The sequence below is a fragment of the Pseudomonas sp. GL-R-26 genome (assembly GCF_019947365.1).
Lineage (GTDB): Bacteria > Pseudomonadota > Gammaproteobacteria > Pseudomonadales > Pseudomonadaceae > Aquipseudomonas.
In genome coordinates this window covers 217486-234926 of sequence record NZ_JAGYGI010000003.1, presented here as the reverse complement: position 1 = coordinate 234926, position 17441 = coordinate 217486, and the positions used below count along the sequence as shown (strand labels likewise).

The following is a 17441-nucleotide window of genomic DNA, read 5'->3' as shown; positions in this document are numbered from 1 at the left end:
AGGTTATTTGTGTACCGAAGATGAAGTATCCTGTGCACAAAATTGACAGGTATTCCCACGCCTCATGCTCTTCCTGATCGCCTACATCAGCAGCGTCGTGCTGATCAACTACGCCTTTTCCACCGCGCCGCACCTGGACATCATCTGGTCGGCCTGGGGCGGGCTGGTGTTTGTGTTGCGCGACATGGTGCAAGCCCGATTCAGGCATGGCGCCCTCGCAGCGATGCTGGTGGCGCTGGTGTTGTCCTATGTCACCTCCGATCCGTCCATCGCCCTGGCCAGCGCCACGGCGTTCGCGGTTTCCGAGTGCATCGACTGGCTGGTGTTCAGCATTACCAAGCGTCCGCTGCATGATCGCCTGTGGATAAGTTCGGCCCTGAGCATTCCCCTCGATACCTTTATCTTTTTCGGCATGATCGACGCCCTGACGCCGGGGGTGATCCTCACCGCCCTGGGTTCGAAATTCGCCGGGGTCACCGCCGTGTGGCTGATCATGGCCTGGCGCCTGCGCAAACAGGCTGTCGTCGGCTGAAGTTCATGTAAAATGCCGCGCTTTCTCCCCATGGGAAGCGCGCATGGCGACGCGTCCCTCGATGATCCGCTCCTTGAGGACCTTCAGATGACCCGTATCGGAACTCCATTGTCGCCCACCGCGACCCGCGTATTGATGTGTGGCTGTGGCGAGTTGGGCAAGGAAGTGGTGATCGAGCTGCAACGCCTGGGCGTTGAAGTGATTGCCGTGGACCGCTACGCCAACGCGCCGGCCATGCAGGTGGCGCACCGCAGCCACGTGATCAACATGCTCGATGGTGCCGCCCTGCGCGCCGTGATCGAAGCCGAGAAGCCGCACTTCATCGTCCCGGAAATCGAAGCCATCGCCACCGCGACTCTGGTGGAGCTGGAAGCCGAAGGCTTCACCGTGATTCCGACCGCCCGCGCCGCGCAGCTGACCATGAACCGCGAAGGCATCCGTCGCCTGGCCGCTGAAGAGCTGGACCTGCCGACCTCGCCGTACCACTTTGCCGACACCTTCGAGGACTACAGCAAAGCCGTTGAAGACCTCGGGTTCCCATGCGTGGTCAAGCCGGTCATGAGTTCTTCGGGCAAGGGCCAGAGCCTGCTGCGCAGCGTCGATGACGTGCAGAAAGCCTGGGACTACGCCCAGGAAGGCGGCCGTGCCGGTAAAGGTAGGGTGATCATCGAAGGCTTCATCGATTTCGACTACGAAATCACCCTGCTGACGGTGCGCCACGTCGGCGGCACCACCTTCTGCGCGCCGGTCGGCCACCGTCAGGAGAAGGGCGACTACCAGGAATCCTGGCAGCCCCAAGCCATGAGCCCGGTTGCCCTGGCTGAATCCGAACGCGTCGCCAAGGCTGTGACCGAAGCCCTGGGTGGCCGTGGTCTGTTTGGCGTCGAGCTATTCATCAAAGGTGATCAGGTGTGGTTCAGCGAAGTCTCGCCACGCCCACACGACACCGGCCTGGTGACCCTGATCTCCCAGGACCTGTCGCAGTTCGCCCTGCACGCCCGCGCGATTCTGGGCCTGCCGATCCCGTTGATCCGTCAGTTCGGGCCTTCGGCCTCGGCGGTGATCCTGGTGGAAGGGCAGTCGACCCAGACCGCTTTCGCCAACCTGGGTGCCGCGCTGAGCGAACCGGATACCGCGTTGCGCCTGTTCGGCAAGCCTGAAGTCAACGGCCAGCGCCGCATGGGTGTGGCCCTGGCGCGCGACGAATCGATCGAAGCCGCCCGCGCCAAGGCGACCCGTGCTTCGCAGGCGGTTGTCGTAGAGCTGTAAAAACTTCGTGGGCCAGCCTGTATCCCCTGTGGGAGCGGGCTTGCTCGCGAATGCGATCTGACATTCAGCAATGTTTTCGACTGACACACCGCCTTCGCGGGCAAGCCCGCTCCTACAGGGTCGGTGCCAGGCATCAGGTCTGGGTCGACCTATAATTTGTGGATGCTCAAGTTCCTTCATCAAAGCTTCAGGCCTGTACCCATGAATTCCCAAAGCATCATCGTCCCGAAAATCTCCACCCTGCCGGTGCACGAACCCCGGGCCCGGGCCGTCGTGCGCTGGCTGGTGCGCAAGAATATCATCGAGGAAGAACTGACCACCTGTGGCCGCACCGGCAACCGCATGGCCCATGCCATCGCCGACGGTGCCCGCGCAGTGGTCCTGCACCCTGAAGCCCTGCCGTTCGGCGAGCCGATCAATGGCCTGGAGATCATCACCAAGCGCTGCATCTATACGCCAGCCAAGGGTTTCCTTGAAGAGGCGGGCTGCGCCGAGTGCCGCAAGGAAGTGGGTGAAGCCCTGTTCGAAAGCCTGGAAGACTGGATGCCGGGGCGTACCGACAACTTCACCTGCCCCGAATGCGGGCATGAAGACGACATCAACGGCTTCCTGTTTCTGCAGGAATGCGGCTTCTCCAACCTCGGTTTCATCTTCAACAACTGGGCTGAAGCCGGGTTCAAGCAGAGCTTTATCGATGAATTCGCCGATTGGCTCGATCAGCCGGTCAGTTGGGTGAAAGTCGAATTGTAGGCGGCGCCAATCTCCGTATGTCAGTAATGCCAATAATAGACAGAGTTTTACATTGAACCCGAGGGGGTGTCTGACTATAATGGCGCGCTTCCATTTTCCCGCTCGGGAGCCCCCGCGATGCTGCGTATCAGCCAAGAAGCTCTGACATTCGACGACATTCTCCTAGTGCCCGGTTATTCCGAGGTGCTTCCTAACGAAGTCAGTCTCAAGACCCGCCTTACCCGTGGCATCGAGCTGAATATTCCACTGGTTTCCGCCGCCATGGACACCGTCACTGAAGCCCGTCTGGCAATCGCCATGGCTCAGGAAGGTGGTATCGGTATCATCCACAAGAACATGACCATCGAGCAGCAAGCTGCCGAAGTCCGCAAGGTCAAGCGTTACGAAGCCGGTGTGGTCAAGGATCCGATCACCATTGAAGCCGACGCTACCGTGCGTGAGCTGTTCGAACTGACCCGCATGCACAATATCTCCGGCGTTCCGGTGCTGCACAATGGCGACCTGGTCGGCATTGTCACCTCCCGTGACGTGCGTTTCGAGAACCGTCTGGAAGCCACTGTCCGTGAAGTGATGACGCCTAAAGAGCGTCTGGTCACGGTCAAGGAAGGCGCCGACAAGAACGATGTGCGCGAACTGCTGCACAAGCACCGCATCGAACGCGTGCTGATCGTCGACGACAAATTCGCTCTCAAGGGCATGATGACCGTCAACGACATCGAAAAAGCCAAGGCTTACCCGCTGGCCAGCAAGGACGATCAAGGTCGTCTGCGTGTTGGCGCTGCAGTCGGCACCGGTAAAGACACCGGCGATCGCGTTGCCGCGCTGGTCGCTTCCGGCGTTGACGTGGTGGTGGTCGACACCGCTCACGGTCACTCCAAAGGCGTGATCGACCGCGTTCGCTGGGTCAAGCAGAACTTCCCTGAAGTGCAGGTTATCGGCGGCAACATCGCCACCGGTGCTGCCGCCAAGGCCCTGGCCGAAGCTGGCGCTGACGCAGTCAAGGTCGGTATCGGCCCTGGCTCGATCTGCACCACCCGCATCGTCGCCGGTGTCGGCGTCCCGCAAATCAGTGCCATCGCCAACGTTGCCGCTGCCCTTGAAGGCACTGGCGTTCCGTTGATCGCCGACGGCGGTATCCGTTTCTCCGGTGACCTGTCCAAGGCCATCGTGGCCGGTGCTTCCTGTGTGATGATGGGCTCGATGTTCGCCGGTACCGAAGAAGCGCCGGGCGAGATCGAACTGTTCCAGGGCCGTTCGTACAAGGCTTATCGCGGCATGGGTTCGCTGGGCGCCATGTCCCAGGCTCAAGGTTCCTCCGACCGTTACTTCCAGGATTCCTCGGCAGGCGCCGAGAAGCTGGTTCCGGAAGGCATCGAAGGGCGTGTGCCGTACAAGGGCACCCTGAGCGCGATCATCCACCAGTTGATGGGCGGCCTGCGTTCCTCGATGGGCTACACCGGCAGTGCCGACATCGAAGAGATGCGCACCAAGCCTGAGTTCGTGCGGATCACCGGCGCCGGCATGGCCGAATCCCACGTTCACGACGTGCAGATCACCAAGGAAGCGCCAAACTACCGCGTAGGTTGAGCCTTCAAGCAACAAGCTAAGCAACCGGGGCTGTTTTATTCAGCCCCGAGTTGTTTCTGAATCACGACTGTTTCCGAATTTTTTAGACGAGACTGAATCATGGCCCTCGACATTCACGCTCACCGCATCCTGATCCTCGACTTCGGTTCCCAGTACACCCAGCTGATCGCCCGCCGCGTGCGTGAAATCGGCGTGTACTGCGAACTGCACCCGTTCGACATGGACGAAGATGCGATCCGCGAATTCGCTCCTAAAGGCGTCATCCTCGCCGGCGGCCCGGAGTCGGTTCACGAAGCCAACAGCCCGCGCTGCCCACAAGCGGTTTTCGATCTGGGCGTGCCGGTCTTTGGTATCTGCTACGGCATGCAGACCATGGCCGAGCAACTGGGTGGCAAGGTTGAAGGTTCCGAACTGCGTGAGTTCGGTTATGCCCGCGTTGACGTGGTCGGCAAGAGCCGCCTGCTCGACGGCATCGAAGACCACATCGACGCCGACGGCCTGTTTGGCCTCGACGTGTGGATGAGCCACGGTGACAAGGTCACCCGCATGCCGGAAGACTTCCACATCCTGGCCAGCACCCCGAGCTGCCCGATTGCCGGTATGTTCAACGATGCTCGCGGCTACTACGGCGTGCAGTTCCACCCGGAAGTGACCCACACCAAGCAGGGCGGTCGCATCCTGTCGCGCTTCATCCTCGACATCTGCGAGTGTGAAGCCCTGTGGACCCCGTCGAAAATCGCTGAAGACGCCATCGCCCAGGTTCGCGCCCAGGTTGGCACCGACAACGTCCTGCTCGGCTTGTCCGGCGGTGTTGACTCCTCGGTAGTTGCCGCACTGCTGCACAAAGCCATTGGCGACCAGCTGACCTGCGTGTTCGTCGACAACGGCCTGCTGCGCTTGCACGAAGGCGAGCAAGTGATGGCCATGTTCGCCGAGAACATGGGCGTCAAGGTGATCCGCGCCAACGCCGAAGAGCAGTTCCTCGGCAACCTGGCCGGCGAAGCCGACCCGGAGAAGAAGCGCAAGATCATCGGCCGTACCTTCATCGACGTGTTCGATGCCGAATCCTGCAAGCTGGACAACATCAAGTACCTGGCCCAGGGCACCATCTACCCGGACGTGATCGAGTCGGCTGGCGCGAAAAGCGGCAAGGCCCACGTGATCAAGTCGCACCACAACGTGGGTGGCCTGCCGGAAGAAATGAACCTCAAGCTGGTTGAACCCCTGCGCGAGCTGTTCAAGGACGAAGTCCGTCGTCTGGGCCTGGAACTGGGCCTGCCGTACGACATGGTCTACCGTCACCCGTTCCCGGGCCCGGGCCTGGGCGTGCGCATCCTCGGTGAAGTGAAGAAGGAATACGCCGACCTGCTGCGTCGCGCCGACCACATCTTCATCGAAGAACTGCGCAAGGCCGACTGGTACCACAAGGTCAGCCAGGCATTCGTAGTGTTCCAGCCGGTGAAATCGGTTGGCGTGGTTGGCGATGGCCGCCGTTACGCCTGGGTCGTGGCCCTGCGTGCCGTGGAAACCATCGACTTCATGACCGCGCGTTGGGCACACCTGCCTTACGAACTGCTGGAAACCGTCAGCGGCCGCATCATCAATGAAATCGAAGGCATCTCCCGCGTCACCTATGACGTGTCGAGCAAGCCGCCAGCGACCATTGAGTGGGAATGATCGAATTGAACCTGTGAAACCAGGTTCAAACCGATAGTGCCAAGCGAAGCCCCGGGTCGAGAGACCCGGGGCTTTTTGCGTTTCAAGGGACGCGTGTGGGTTTCAAGCCATTGCGGCGCAGTGCATCCGAAAGGTCGGCCAGGCTGGCAAATTGCTTATTATTGATGCTGCCCCACTGTGGGCGCTCGATGCACACGCCTGTGGCGTCGGAGTGGATCAGTGTGCGCACCAGTGAGCCGTCCCGGGTGCGGTGAACCAATTCGAGCTGGTTGCCGTACTTCTCGATGCTGAACATGCCCGGTTGATTGAGTGCAGCCTCGAGTACCAGTTCCCTGGCAAGCTCTGGGGATTCCACTTGCAGGAGCAGGTCGTTCTTGATGATGAACTCGGTGTTGTCTGTACGGCTGGTTCCGGATTCTCCCGGATCTTGCTCAATGCTCGTGGGCTGGGCGACCTCGGCACTTTTTACCCGCAGTCCGATGCCTCCTTCCAGTTCACTGACGCCCGCGACGCCTTCCCAGGTATTGGAGTGGGTATTGCCAACCAAGGCAATCCAGCGATGAGGGCCTCTAGCGGCCTGGTCAGCTTCGATGATGATCTTGGCAAAGTAATTCATCATTTTGTGCCGGTGGGCGTGTGCTGCCTCGAACATGTTATCGACGCGATAGCTGGCGGCACAGTCGATCGCCTGCACGCGAATGTGGTTTTTCTGCGCGGCCTTGACCACTTTCATAAAGGTGAATCGGCCAGAGGGATCGGTGTGATGACCTGCATCGAGTTTCTTGAGATAACTTTTCAGGTTTTTCGACATTACGCCGCTCCTGTTGAAGACATCCAGGTCCGCCTGATGGAAGTCGTTGAGCAGGTGTTCCATGTACAAGGTCTTGACCTTTTGTTTGCTGAGTATTTCCATGTTCTCGATCAGGAACTGCTTGCTGCCAATACTGGAGTGGCTTTCGCCGACTACCAGGGCGGGTGACTCTTCGAGCAGCGTCTCGATGATGTCCTTGGTTCGGCTCACCGGGCCAAAGGTCGGAATGGTCGGCCTGGGAGGGAGTTCCGGGAGGTTTTGAAAGTAGGCCTCAGCGTCTCGATGCAAGGTTTTTCTCAAGGCCTTGAACTGCATCAGAGGGCCTCCGGGATTAAAGATGTCGTCGTAAGCGTCACTGAGTTGATTGACTTTGTGAACGTCAGTGACGATAGGCAGCAGCTCGGCCCGTAACGCTTGGGGCACGTCATAGACAGTGGTGGGGCTGGCAACGTCGGGTAAGGGGGCTGGCGTCCTTCCCCACGGCCAGCATCCGAAAATGCTACCGCCGCCACACAGCCCGGGCCGTGTCAGGAGTTCCCATTCACCCGCGGCGTTCAAGCGAACCGGCAGGTTGCGGTAAAACGAGAACGGGTTGGCGGGATCGATGATGACCCAGGTCTTCAACTCGTTGACGTAGCGCACCAGGTAGTAGTCGCCATTGATCCTGATGTAGTTGCCGCCCGTCGCCGGCTGATAAATGTTGCGGTACTGGCCTTCCTCGGCCGCTACCTGCAACCCATCGAGTACCTCATTGGTCTCGAACGGGGCTAGCGGGTTTTCACCTTCCAGGACATAGGCTCGACCAGGAGCGGCAACGGTGATTTTCGGCGGGGCGCCATTGGGGTGTTCGTTTTCGGCGGCGAGATTCTCCTGGGGGGTGAACTCATCGTTAGCTTCACCGACTTCCGCTACCTCGACCGAGCCGCCGAGCGCCAGCGCATTGAAGAGGGTATCGATGCTGCTGAAGATGGCGCCGAGTACACCGGCCTTGCGCTCCTGGGTATTCTTCCCGTTGACGGCCTGGTCGATGTTCAGGCCGATGTTGGCCAGGCCGGCGCCGACAGCCGCGAGGGCAACCGGCCAGCCCACCACGGCCATGGCGCCAAAGAGGCGACTGAAGGTGCTCAGGTAACCGATCCACATCTTTTCCCGCAGGTCGCCATTGGAGCGCAGGGACAGATCGGCGTCGTCGAACATGCGTTCCCTGACCGAGTCACGGATCCAGCTGAAGACGTCACCCTCGATGTCGGGCGCGTCCTGATCGAACAGGCTGCTGTCGTATTTGCCCCAGGTCGAATACAGCAGGTCGAGGGTGTGATTCAGGCCGACGTTGTCGCCATCCTGTTGTTGGGCCGACAGGGGAAAGTGCGCCATGAAGCGGGCGCGATTATCCGGGTGGTTGTTCTGGCACAACAGCCACCAGTGCAGGTCGTGGGAGGTTTCGAATACATGGAAGGCATCTGTTTCGCCAGGGGTATACAGGATCTGCCGACCCTGGCGGTCGATGATGCGCAGTATGTCGCAGGCGAAGTAGTTGCCGATGTACAGGGGCGTGGCCCGCAGGCCTTCGGCAGGTGGCTCATGGGCGTGGAGCATGTCGAGGGTGATGGGCCAGGAGAGGTGGCCGGCCACAGCCTTGAGTACGGTCTTGAGGTTCTCGTTGCTCAGGCGTGAGCCGTCGTGTTCCTCCAGCGCCTTGGAAATGAAATTGAGCTTGGCCAGGGTGCGGAAATTGTCTGAATGCTGGCGCCAGAAGGCGCCCATCTTGTCCCAATAGCGGTCGTGAAAATTGATGCGCCACAGGTCCTTGATGACCACGCTTGGGTACATCTTCACCTCGTTGGTTTCGTTGTAGATCCGGGCGTTCGCCCCCTCGTTGTAGAAACCACCGTCACTGTCCAGCAGGTCGGCATTGTCCTGATCGTGGGCTTGAAAGCGCTGGATCACCAGTTGCGGCAAGGTCAGCGACTCAATGGGCTTGGGGTAGTGTTCCCAGAACAGGAAGGCCTTGGTGCTGGTCACCGAAGTGTTGTCGAAACGGTGCCACCAGACTTTGTCCGGATCGATGTGCTGGATACCGTACTTGTCCAGAATCCCCCGGGCTTCGATATGGGCCATGTCGTGCATGTCGGGGCATGCTTCCACGAACGGGACCACCAGGTCTTTGAGGGCCTGCACGTCGTCGGAGTTGGGAAGTAGGAATTGTGAGTTTGTATCTGAAGAATTCATTTCTCTCTCCTTGAGAAATGGATGGGTTTGAAGTCGGCACTATGCCCTGCGGACTACAGCCTGATCTGTAGGAATGACGGCGCACGGTGTCCGGTATTGATGGATCTGTGCTGTCAGAGGCGGATCCGAACAGACTGCCGGCCCCGCTGCGGCCCGTCGTCACGCCCACTTTGCTGTTTCTTTCACAACTGCGGGTGTATCGTATTCGCCTTTTGCGGGCCCCGGGCCTGTCGCTGATACGTGAGGTAGTTGAGTTCATGTCGTTTACCCGTCGCCAAATCCTCGGTGGCCTGGCCGGTCTTGTTGTCGTTGGCGTCGGTGCGGGGGGCGCATCGCGCTACTGGCTGGGCAAGATGGCTGACGCCGAGGCGGGCCACGACTACGAGCTGATCGCAGCACCGCTGGACGTGGAACTGGTAGCCGGGCACAGGACCCAGGCTTGGGCCTTCGGCCCGTCGGCGCCGGGCACCGAATTGCGGGTGCGCCAGGGTGAATGGCTACGGGTGCGCTTCATCAACCATCTGCCGGTCGCGACCACCATCCACTGGCACGGCATCCGCCTGCCGCTGGAAATGGACGGTGTGCCTTACGTGTCGCAATTGCCGGTGTTGCCGGGTGAGTACTTCGATTACAAATTCCGCGTGCCGGATGCCGGCAGCTACTGGTATCACCCGCATGTGAACAGCAGTGAAGAGCTCGGTCGTGGCCTGGTCGGCCCTTTGATCATCGACGAACGCGAGCCGACCGGTTTCAAGTATGAGAAGACCTTGAGCCTGAAAAGCTGGCATGTCGACGACGTCGGCAATTTCGTCGAGTTCAGCATTCCCCGTGAAGCGGCCCGTGGCGGTACAGCGGGGCGCCTGGCGACCATCAACGGCGTGCCGCAAGCGGTGATCGACTTGCCGGCCGGGCAGATCACCCGTGTACGCCTGCTCAACCTCGATAACACCCTGACCTATCGCCTGAACATTCCCGGCGTCGAAGCGCAGATCTATGCGCTGGACGGCAACCCGGTCGAGCCACGACCGCTCGGCAAGGAGTACTGGCTCGGTCCGGGCATGCGCATTTGCCTGGCGATCAAGGCCCCGCCGGCCGGTGAGGAGTTGTCGTTGCGCAACGGCCCGGTGCGCCTGGGCACGTTCCGTTCGGTGGCCAATGCCGATGCGCCGACCGAGTGGCCGCCGGCCCTGCCGGCCAACCCGATTGCCGAGCCGGACCTGGCCAATGCCGAGAAACTCAACTTCAATTTCGAATGGGTCGGCTCGGTGTCGGTCAACGTTGATAACGGCAAGCCGCCGAGCCTGTGGCAGATTAATGGCAAGGCCTGGGACATCACCGACAAGACCTGCGCCGACCGGCCGATTGCCAAACTCGAGAAGGGCAAGAGCTACATTTTCGAATTGAAGAACATGACTCAGTACCAGCACCCGATTCACCTGCACGGCATGAGTTTCAAGGTCATCGCCTCGAACCGGCACAAGGTCATTCCGTACTTCACTGACACCTACCTGCTGGGCAAGAACGAGCGCGCGCAGGTAGCGTTGGTGGCGGATAATCCGGGTGTATGGATGTTCCACTGCCATGTGATCGACCACATGGAAACCGGCCTGATGGCCGCCATCGAGGTGGCGTGATGCGTCAGATTCGTCCCGCCGCCATCATCGACCGCAGCCGTGATCGCGAATTCATGCGTGAGGCCCTGGCCCTGGCGGCCCAAGGCGCGGCCCTCGGCGAAGTGCCGGTGGGCGCGGTACTGGTGCAGGACGGCGAAATCATCGGTCGCGGCTTCAACTGCCCGATCACTGGTAGCGACCCGAGCGCCCACGCCGAGATGGTCGCCATCCGCGCCGCCGCCCAGGCGGTGAGCAACTACCGCCTGCCGGGCAGTACGCTGTATGTGACGCTGGAGCCGTGCAGCATGTGCGCAGGCCTGATCGTGCATTCGCGGATTGCACGGGTGGTGTACGGCGCGCTGGAGCCGAAAGCCGGGATCGTGCAGAGCCAGGGGCAGTTCTTTACCCAGGGCTTTTTGAATCACCGGGTGCTGTATGAGGGCGGGGTGTTGGCGGAGGAGTGTGGGGCGGTGTTGAGCGAGTTTTTCAAGGCGCGCCGCGCCAAACCTTCAGACTGAACACAAAACCCATTGTAGGAGCGAGCCTGCTCGCGATTCGATCTGACAGTCACATCTGTGCTGAATGTCAGTTCGCAATCGCGAGCAGGCTCGCTCCTACAGGGTTACTTGGTGTCCAATTATTTCTTCGCCACGATGACCGCCCGCATCGGCGCCGGAAGCCCTTCAACGGTCTTGCTGTGATCCTCGGGATCGAGGAAATCACTGAGCGACTGATACTTCATCCACTCCGTCCCGCGCTGTTCCTCGACCGTGGTGGTGCTCACATCCACGCACTTCACATCCGTGAACCCGGCCCGACGTAGCCACAACTCCAGTGCAGGCACCGACGGCAGGAACCACACGTTGCGCATCTGCGCGTAGCGATCTTCCGGCACCAGTACCTGATGCTTGTCGCCTTCGACCACCAGGGTTTCCAGCACCAGTTCACCACCCTTGACCAAGCAATCCTTCAGCGCCAGCAAATGCTCGATCGGCGAACGGCGGTGGTAGAACACGCCCATGGAAAACACCGTGTCGAAGCCTTCAAGGTTCGGCGGCAGGTCTTCGAACGGGAAGGGCAGGTGCCAGGCATTCGGCTCTGACAGGTAACGCTGCACTGCCTGGAACTGGCAGAAGAACAGCCAGTTCGGGTCGACGCCGATTACGCTATTCGCGCCGGCACCGAGCATGCGCCACATGTAATAACCGTTGCCGCAGCCGACATCGAGGATGCGCTTGCCTTTCAGGTCCAGGTGCGGGGCGACTCGCGACCATTTCCAGTCCGAGCGCCATTCGGTATCGACGTGCACGCCGAACAGGTCGAACGGCCCCTTGCGCCATGGCGACAGGCCCATCAGCGCGGTGCGCATTTGCGCGCGGGTCTCGTCGTTGCAATCGGTGTCCAGCTTCAAGCCATTGAGCAAATCGACTTCGCTCGGCTGGATCTTCGGCAGGGCGTCCAGCGCGCTTTGCCAGCGTTCCAGGTCGCCATGGCCCTTTTCCATTTTCTTGTCGAGTTGCGCTTGCAGGGTGTTGGCCCATTCGGCCAGCGGCGTGCCGGCCAGACGGCGGGCGAGGGGGGACAGATCAATCATGGCAAGGCAATCAACGAGGCAAAGTTAAGACACTGGAACCACGGCACGACTTTCGAGAACCCGGCGGCCAGCAGGCGTTCGCGGTGTTCTTCGAGGCTGTCGGGCTTCATGACGTTTTCGATGGCGCTGCGCTTCTGGGCGATTTCCAGCTCGCTGTAGCCGTTGGCGCGTTTGAAGGCGATGTGCAGGTCGGTGAGCAGTGCGTGTTCCTGCTCGTCTTCGAAGCGCAGTTTTTCCGAGAGGATCAGGGCACCGCCGGGCAACAGCGACTGACGGATGCGCGACAGCAACGCCGTGCGCTGGTCCGGGGCGATGAATTGCAGGGTGAAGTTCAGCGCGACCACCGAGGCCGGCTGGAACTCCAGCGCGAGGATGTCGCCCTCGATCACCTCGACCGGCAGCAACTCCTGGAACATCGAATCCTGCCCGTTGAGGTACTCGCGGCAACGCTCGACCATCGCCGCCGAGTTATCCACAGCGATCACCCGGCAACCGTCGGTGCGCACGTGCCGGCGCAGGGCCTGGGTCACGGCCCCCAGCGACGAGCCGAGGTCGTAGAGCACACTATTGGGCTGGGCGAATTGCGCGGCGAGCACGCCGAGGTTTTCGACGATGGTCGGATAACCCGGCACCGAACGCTTGATCATGTCCGGGAACACCCGCACCACGTCCTCGTTGAAGGCGAAGTCAGGCACCTGGGCCAAAGGCTGGGCAAAAAGGCGATCGGGTTCTTTGCTCACGGCGGTTCCAGCGGTGTAGGTGGAAAAGGCCGGCATTTTAGCCAAGTTGGCGCGGGGATGCGCGGGTTGTCTGATAAAGCGGTGGGCTCACCATGATTTGTGGAGAGAAACACCATTGTGGCGAGGGAGCTTGCTCCCGCTGGGCCGCGCAGCGGCCCCAAAACCAATCAAACTGGTTTAATCAGGTGGATCCGACTGGCCGGGGTTGCGACTGCTGCGCAGCCGAGCGGGAGCAAGCTCCCTCGCCACAGGGGTTAGCGTGATCTTTGGGGGAATGCCGAGGCAGTGATCCCCCATTGTCCCAGCCAGTAACTGAGGATGATCACATAAGGCGCCGCGTCGAACGGCACCACAAACCGGCTGATGCCAATCACGCTGTCGGAGAACACGAACGCCACTGCGCCCGCCGCCGCCAGCAGCGCCGAGCGTTTGGGTACGTCGCTCCCGAGTCGGGCCAGGGCGCGCCAGAGCATGGCGCTGATGGCCGTGCCATAGACAATCACGGGCACCAGCAATGGGCCGAGGCCGTTGGAAATCAGAATCCCCAGCAGGACGGCACCGACGCCAAGGGCCAGCACCAGCGGCAGCACGGCCGGGCGTCGGCAATCGCTCAGATAAGCCTTGAGATAGGCCAGATGCGCGACCAGAAACGCGCCCAGCCCAAACACAAACAAATCCCCCGGCCATGCCAGCAACACGTCGCCGACCAGAGAGAAAATCAGGCCCAGGCTGATCCAGCGCCGATATTCGCCGGGCGGTGCGTCATGCAGCCAGCCCAGCAGGGCCAGTACCGGCAGCGGCTTGACCAGCAGGCACAGCAGAGATGCTTGCACGCTCACGCCATACAGAAAGGTTACCGCGCCCATCAGCGCCAGTATCAGCCAGCCCACGGTCAGTTGACCGAGATCGCGCAGTCGAACGAATCCACCGGCAGCACTTCCGGCGCCCATGGTTGTTGCGAGGTCAGGCGCAAACGCCCGGTGCCGGGCGCAAAAGCCTGAAAGCGCCAGGTCGAGACCCCGGCCGCGCCGACGATGCCGGCATCTTCCGGATTTCGATAAACCTCTGGCCCCAGGGCGTGCAACACGCCGCCGGCCGAATCCTGGATCGCCCAGCGATAGCCCGTGGTCGGATTGCTCGGCAGGGTCAGGATCAGGTTTTGCCCGTTGCTGAGCTGCACCGGACATTCGCTTTGTTTTTCCACGGTCACGTTGTGCGCAGGTTGCGTGGCGCACGCGGCCAGCAAGGCGAGGGCGAGGGGGACAAACAGGCGAATGGGGGACATAGGCTTCGGTGGCTCCGGCGTTCACGACGAACGGCGAGCATAACTGAAGATGAGACAAAGTGTGACCAGAGCCGTGAAGATGAGTGGCGAACGCGTCAGGCTCTGATGCGAGGGTGAGAAAACGAGGCTATTAGCTACTTATCCGGTAACTTCGAGTTCACCTTCAATCTCGTCGACTTGATTGTGGAATTTCAGCTTGAAACTTAGCCAGTATTTTTTAGTGGGAATGTCGAGATAGGATTTGAAAGTTCCTTCGTTGGCGTAGTTTTTTTCTCCCCCATTGAGGTAGAAAACATCTTTCAGTCGTTGTCCACGTACAAACACCTGTTCTCCGTTCGGAGTGGATGAGTCGATGATCAAGTTGATCGCACGTCCATTTGGAGAAAACAGGTTTTTGGAACCCTCGATTGTTATTTCTCCTTCATGGTGATTTACAGTAATTGTGTCGGCATTGAAGAGCTCATCGCAGTTTTGTTTTACTGTGAAGTAATATGAGGTTTTAGGTTTCGTGGAAAACTTTTGAGATGTCATGGTGATATTTCCCTAAAGGATTAAAAGATAAATCGAATGGGGAATGTATAAGAGTAAGGGGGTGGTCCGATACTGTCAATTTTGTCAGGTTTTAAAAACGAATCGCGATAAATATTATATTTTAATGCGTCGAAGGCGATTGAAAAGTGTCTTCACTACCTTCATCACGAGCAAACTGTGTTTGTCATTGATGAAGGTGATGAAGCCTACTTGGTTGTCAGAACAACACCTTCGCCACATCCGCAAAGCGTTTGGCAAAGTGCACGGTAATGCCTTCCTTCAGATACTCCGGCAGTTCCTCGAAATTGCCCTGATTCGCCTCCGGCAGAATCAGCTCGAAAATCTTCTGCCGCCGCGCCGCAATCACCTTTTCCCGCACCCCGCCAATCGGCAGTACGTGCCCGGTCAACGTCAGTTCGCCGGTCATGGCCACGCCTTTTTTCGGTGGCTGATTGCGCGCCAGCGAAAGCAGGGCGCTGGCCATGGTTACGCCGGCGCTCGGGCCGTCTTTCGGCGTGGCGCCTTCCGGCACGTGCAGGTGGACGAAGGCTTCGTCGAAGAACTTCGGATCGCCGCCATAGGACTTCAGGTGTGAGCTGACGTAGCTGTAGGCGATTTCCGCCGACTCTTTCATCACGTCACCCAGTTGCCCGGTGAGCTTGAAACCACGGTTGAGGGTATGGATGCGCGTGGCTTCGATCGGCAGGGTCGCGCCGCCCATACTGGTCCAGGCAAGGCCGGTGATCACGCCGACACCCGACAGCACCTGCTCGTTGCGGAACACCGGTTTGCCGAGGGACGCCTCGAGGTCTTTCGGGCCGAGCTTGATCACAGCCTTCGGCTCATCGAGCAGTTTCATCACCGCTTTACGCACCAGTTTGCCGAGGTTTTTTTCCAGCTGGCGCACGCCGGCTTCACGGGCATAACCGTCGATCAACGCCTTGAGCGCACTGTCGCTGATGCTCAGGCTGCCCTTGGACACGCCGGCTTTCTCAAGCTGCTTGGGCCACAGGTGACGCTTGGCGATGGCGACTTTTTCTTCGGTGATGTAGCCCGACAGGCGAATCACTTCCATCCGGTCCAGCAACGGGCCGGGGATCGAATCGAGGGTGTTGGCGGTGCACACGAACAACACTTTCGACAGGTCCAGGCGCAGGTCCAGATAGTGGTCGAGGAACTCGACGTTCTGCTCCGGATCCAGGGTTTCCAGCAACGCCGAGGCCGGGTCGCCCTGGTAGCTCTGGCCCATCTTGTCGATTTCATCGAGCATGATCACCGGGTTCATCACTTCGACGTCTTTCAACGCCTGCACCAGTTTGCCCGGTTGCGCGCCGATGTAGGTGCGGCGATGGCCCTTGATTTCGGCTTCGTCGCGCATGCCGCCAAGGCTGAATCGATAGAACGGCCGGCCCAGGGATTCGGCGATGGATTTGCCGACGCTGGTCTTGCCCACGCCCGGCGGGCCGACCAGCAGCACAATGGAACCGCTGATTTCGCCTTTATAGGCACCGACGGCGAGAAATTCGAGGATGCGGTCCTTGATGTCGTCGAGGCCAGCGTGGTGTTTGTCCAGCACCTTGCGCGCGTGCTTGAGGTCGAGTTTGTCCTCGCCGTACACACCCCACGGCACCGAGGTCGCCCAGTCGATGTAATTGCGGGTGACCGCATACTCCGGTGAGCCGGTTTCGAGGATCGACAGCTTGTTCATTTCTTCTTCGAGGCGTTTCTGCACCTGCGCCGGCAGGACTTTGCCGACTAGCCGCTGTTCGAACTGTTCGAGGTCGGAGCTGCGATCGTCCTTGGTCAGGCCGAGTTCCTGCTGGATGACCTTGAGTTGTTCCTTGAGGAAGAACTCGCGCTGATGTTCACCGATTTTGCGGTTAACTTCGGCGGAAATCTCTTTTTGCAGGCGCGCGACTTCGACTTCCTTGCGCAACATCGGCAGGACTTTTTCCATGCGCTTGAGCATCGGCACGCAGTCGAGCACTTCCTGCAGCTCACTACCGGTGGCTGATGTGAGCGCGGCGGCGAAATCGGTCAGCGGCGACGGATCGTTGGGGCTGAAGCGGTTGAGGTAGTTCTTCAACTCTTCGCTGTACAGCGGGTTGAGCGGCAGCAGTTCCTTGATCGCATTGATCAGCGCCATGCCGTAGGCCTTGACCTCGTCGGTCGGCTCGGTGGGCTGGTGCGGGTATTCGACTTCCACCAGGTACGGCGGGCGGTGATGCTTGAGCCAGGTCTTGAGGCGGACGCGGGTCAGGCCTTGGGCGACGAATTGCAGCTTGCCGTTTTCGCGGCTGGCGTGGTGCACCTTCACCAGGGTGCCGTAGAGCGGCAGGGCCGAGGTGTCGAAGTGGCGCGGGTCTTCCTGGGGGCTGTCCATGTAGAACAGGGCCAGGGAGTGGTGTTCGGACTTGGCCACCAGGTCCAGGGTCTCGGCCCATGGCTCTTCGTTGACGATGACCGGCAACACTTGGGCCGGGAAAAACGGGCGGTTGTGAATCGGGATGATGTAGACCTTGTCCGGCAGGTTCTGGCCAGGCAAGGCCAGGCCTTTGCCAGGTTTGTGCTGCGGGGCGTTTTCCGGATCGGCGTATTCGCTCGGGTCTTCGGGGAATTCCTGCTGGTCGCTCATGGGGGGCACCTGCGCAATGGGTATGGGTCTTAGATGGGGCAGGTTGGCGGTGGTTTCAACGGTCATTTTCTGCGAAACGGTGTTTCGCAGGCGTGATCAGCGCAGAGACAGGTTAGCTGGATTTCGGCACGACACGTTCAATTGTGGGAGCGAGCCTGCTCGCGAAAGCGATGTATCAGACACATTTA

14 protein-coding genes are annotated in these 17441 nt (G+C 60.1%); 7 read left to right on the top strand and 7 right to left on the bottom strand.

Going from position 1 to position 17441, the window contains the following annotated elements:
- The first annotated feature begins 64 nt into the window (after window positions 1-64).
- From KGA96_RS05740 to guaA, 5 genes are all read left to right on the top strand, one after another.
- Window positions 65-532, top strand: a complete 468-nt coding sequence (locus KGA96_RS05740; protein WP_223511973.1) for a VUT family protein — start codon at window positions 65-67, stop codon at window positions 530-532.
- Between the two features lie 87 nt (window positions 533-619).
- Window positions 620-1801, top strand: a complete 1182-nt coding sequence (gene purT / locus KGA96_RS05735; protein ID WP_046040988.1) for a formate-dependent phosphoribosylglycinamide formyltransferase — start codon at window positions 620-622, stop codon at window positions 1799-1801.
- A gap of 201 nt (window positions 1802-2002) precedes the next feature.
- Window positions 2003-2551 carry a hypothetical protein gene (locus KGA96_RS05730; protein WP_046040989.1) on the top strand — a complete coding sequence of 183 codons (549 nt, stop codon included), beginning with the start codon at window positions 2003-2005 and terminating at the stop codon, window positions 2549-2551.
- A 117-nt stretch (window positions 2552-2668) separates the two neighbouring features.
- Window positions 2669-4138, top strand: a complete 1470-nt coding sequence (guaB, locus tag KGA96_RS05725) for an IMP dehydrogenase (protein ID WP_223466618.1) — start codon at window positions 2669-2671, stop codon at window positions 4136-4138.
- A gap of 99 nt (window positions 4139-4237) precedes the next feature.
- On the top strand, window positions 4238-5815 hold the full coding sequence (guaA, locus tag KGA96_RS05720) for a glutamine-hydrolyzing GMP synthase (protein WP_046040991.1): 1578 nt from the start codon (window positions 4238-4240) through the stop codon (window positions 5813-5815).
- Window positions 5816-5897: 82 nt separating this feature from the next.
- On the opposite strand, the gene KGA96_RS05715 is transcribed toward guaA, so the two are convergent.
- On the bottom strand, window positions 5898-8855 hold the full coding sequence (locus KGA96_RS05715; RefSeq protein WP_223511971.1) for a membrane-targeted effector domain-containing toxin: 2958 nt from the start codon (window positions 8853-8855) through the stop codon (window positions 5898-5900).
- Window positions 8856-9112: 257 nt separating this feature from the next.
- Between KGA96_RS05715 and KGA96_RS05710 the strand changes: the two genes are divergently transcribed.
- On the top strand, window positions 9113-10489 hold the full coding sequence (locus tag KGA96_RS05710) for a multicopper oxidase family protein (protein ID WP_223466615.1): 1377 nt from the start codon (window positions 9113-9115) through the stop codon (window positions 10487-10489).
- Window positions 10489-10986 (top strand): tRNA adenosine(34) deaminase TadA, encoded by a 498-nt coding sequence (gene tadA, locus KGA96_RS05705; RefSeq protein WP_150757936.1) that lies wholly within the window; start codon window positions 10489-10491, stop codon window positions 10984-10986. The genes KGA96_RS05710 and tadA overlap by 1 nt, the downstream gene beginning before the upstream one ends.
- A 119-nt stretch (window positions 10987-11105) precedes the next feature.
- Here the strand turns inward: tadA and cmoB are convergent, their stop codons facing one another.
- From cmoB to lon, 6 genes are all read right to left on the bottom strand, one after another.
- The gene (gene cmoB, locus KGA96_RS05700) at window positions 11106-12062 is read right to left on the bottom strand and encodes a tRNA 5-methoxyuridine(34)/uridine 5-oxyacetic acid(34) synthase CmoB (RefSeq protein WP_223466613.1); all 957 of its coding nucleotides are present in this window, start codon (window positions 12060-12062) and stop codon (window positions 11106-11108) included.
- On the bottom strand, window positions 12059-12838 hold the full coding sequence (cmoA, locus tag KGA96_RS05695) for a carboxy-S-adenosyl-L-methionine synthase CmoA (RefSeq protein WP_191628059.1): 780 nt from the start codon (window positions 12836-12838) through the stop codon (window positions 12059-12061). Before cmoA ends, cmoB begins: the two co-directional genes overlap by 4 nt.
- 218 nt (window positions 12839-13056) lie before the next feature.
- Window positions 13057-13692: a lysoplasmalogenase gene (locus KGA96_RS05690; RefSeq protein ID WP_223512028.1), complete on the bottom strand. Its 636-nt coding sequence runs from the start codon at window positions 13690-13692 to the stop codon at window positions 13057-13059.
- Between the two features lie 2 nt (window positions 13693-13694).
- Window positions 13695-14087 (bottom strand): protease inhibitor I42 family protein, encoded by a 393-nt coding sequence (locus KGA96_RS05685; RefSeq protein WP_046040996.1) that lies wholly within the window; start codon window positions 14085-14087, stop codon window positions 13695-13697.
- Between the two features lie 138 nt (window positions 14088-14225).
- Entirely contained in the window at window positions 14226-14618 is a 393-nt protein-coding gene (locus KGA96_RS05680; RefSeq protein ID WP_046040998.1) for a hypothetical protein, read from the bottom strand.
- A 217-nt stretch (window positions 14619-14835) separates the two neighbouring features.
- Window positions 14836-17253 carry an endopeptidase La gene (lon, locus tag KGA96_RS05675; protein WP_223511969.1) on the bottom strand — a complete coding sequence of 806 codons (2418 nt, stop codon included), beginning with the start codon at window positions 17251-17253 and terminating at the stop codon, window positions 14836-14838.
- Window positions 17254-17441: the final 188 nt, after the last annotated feature.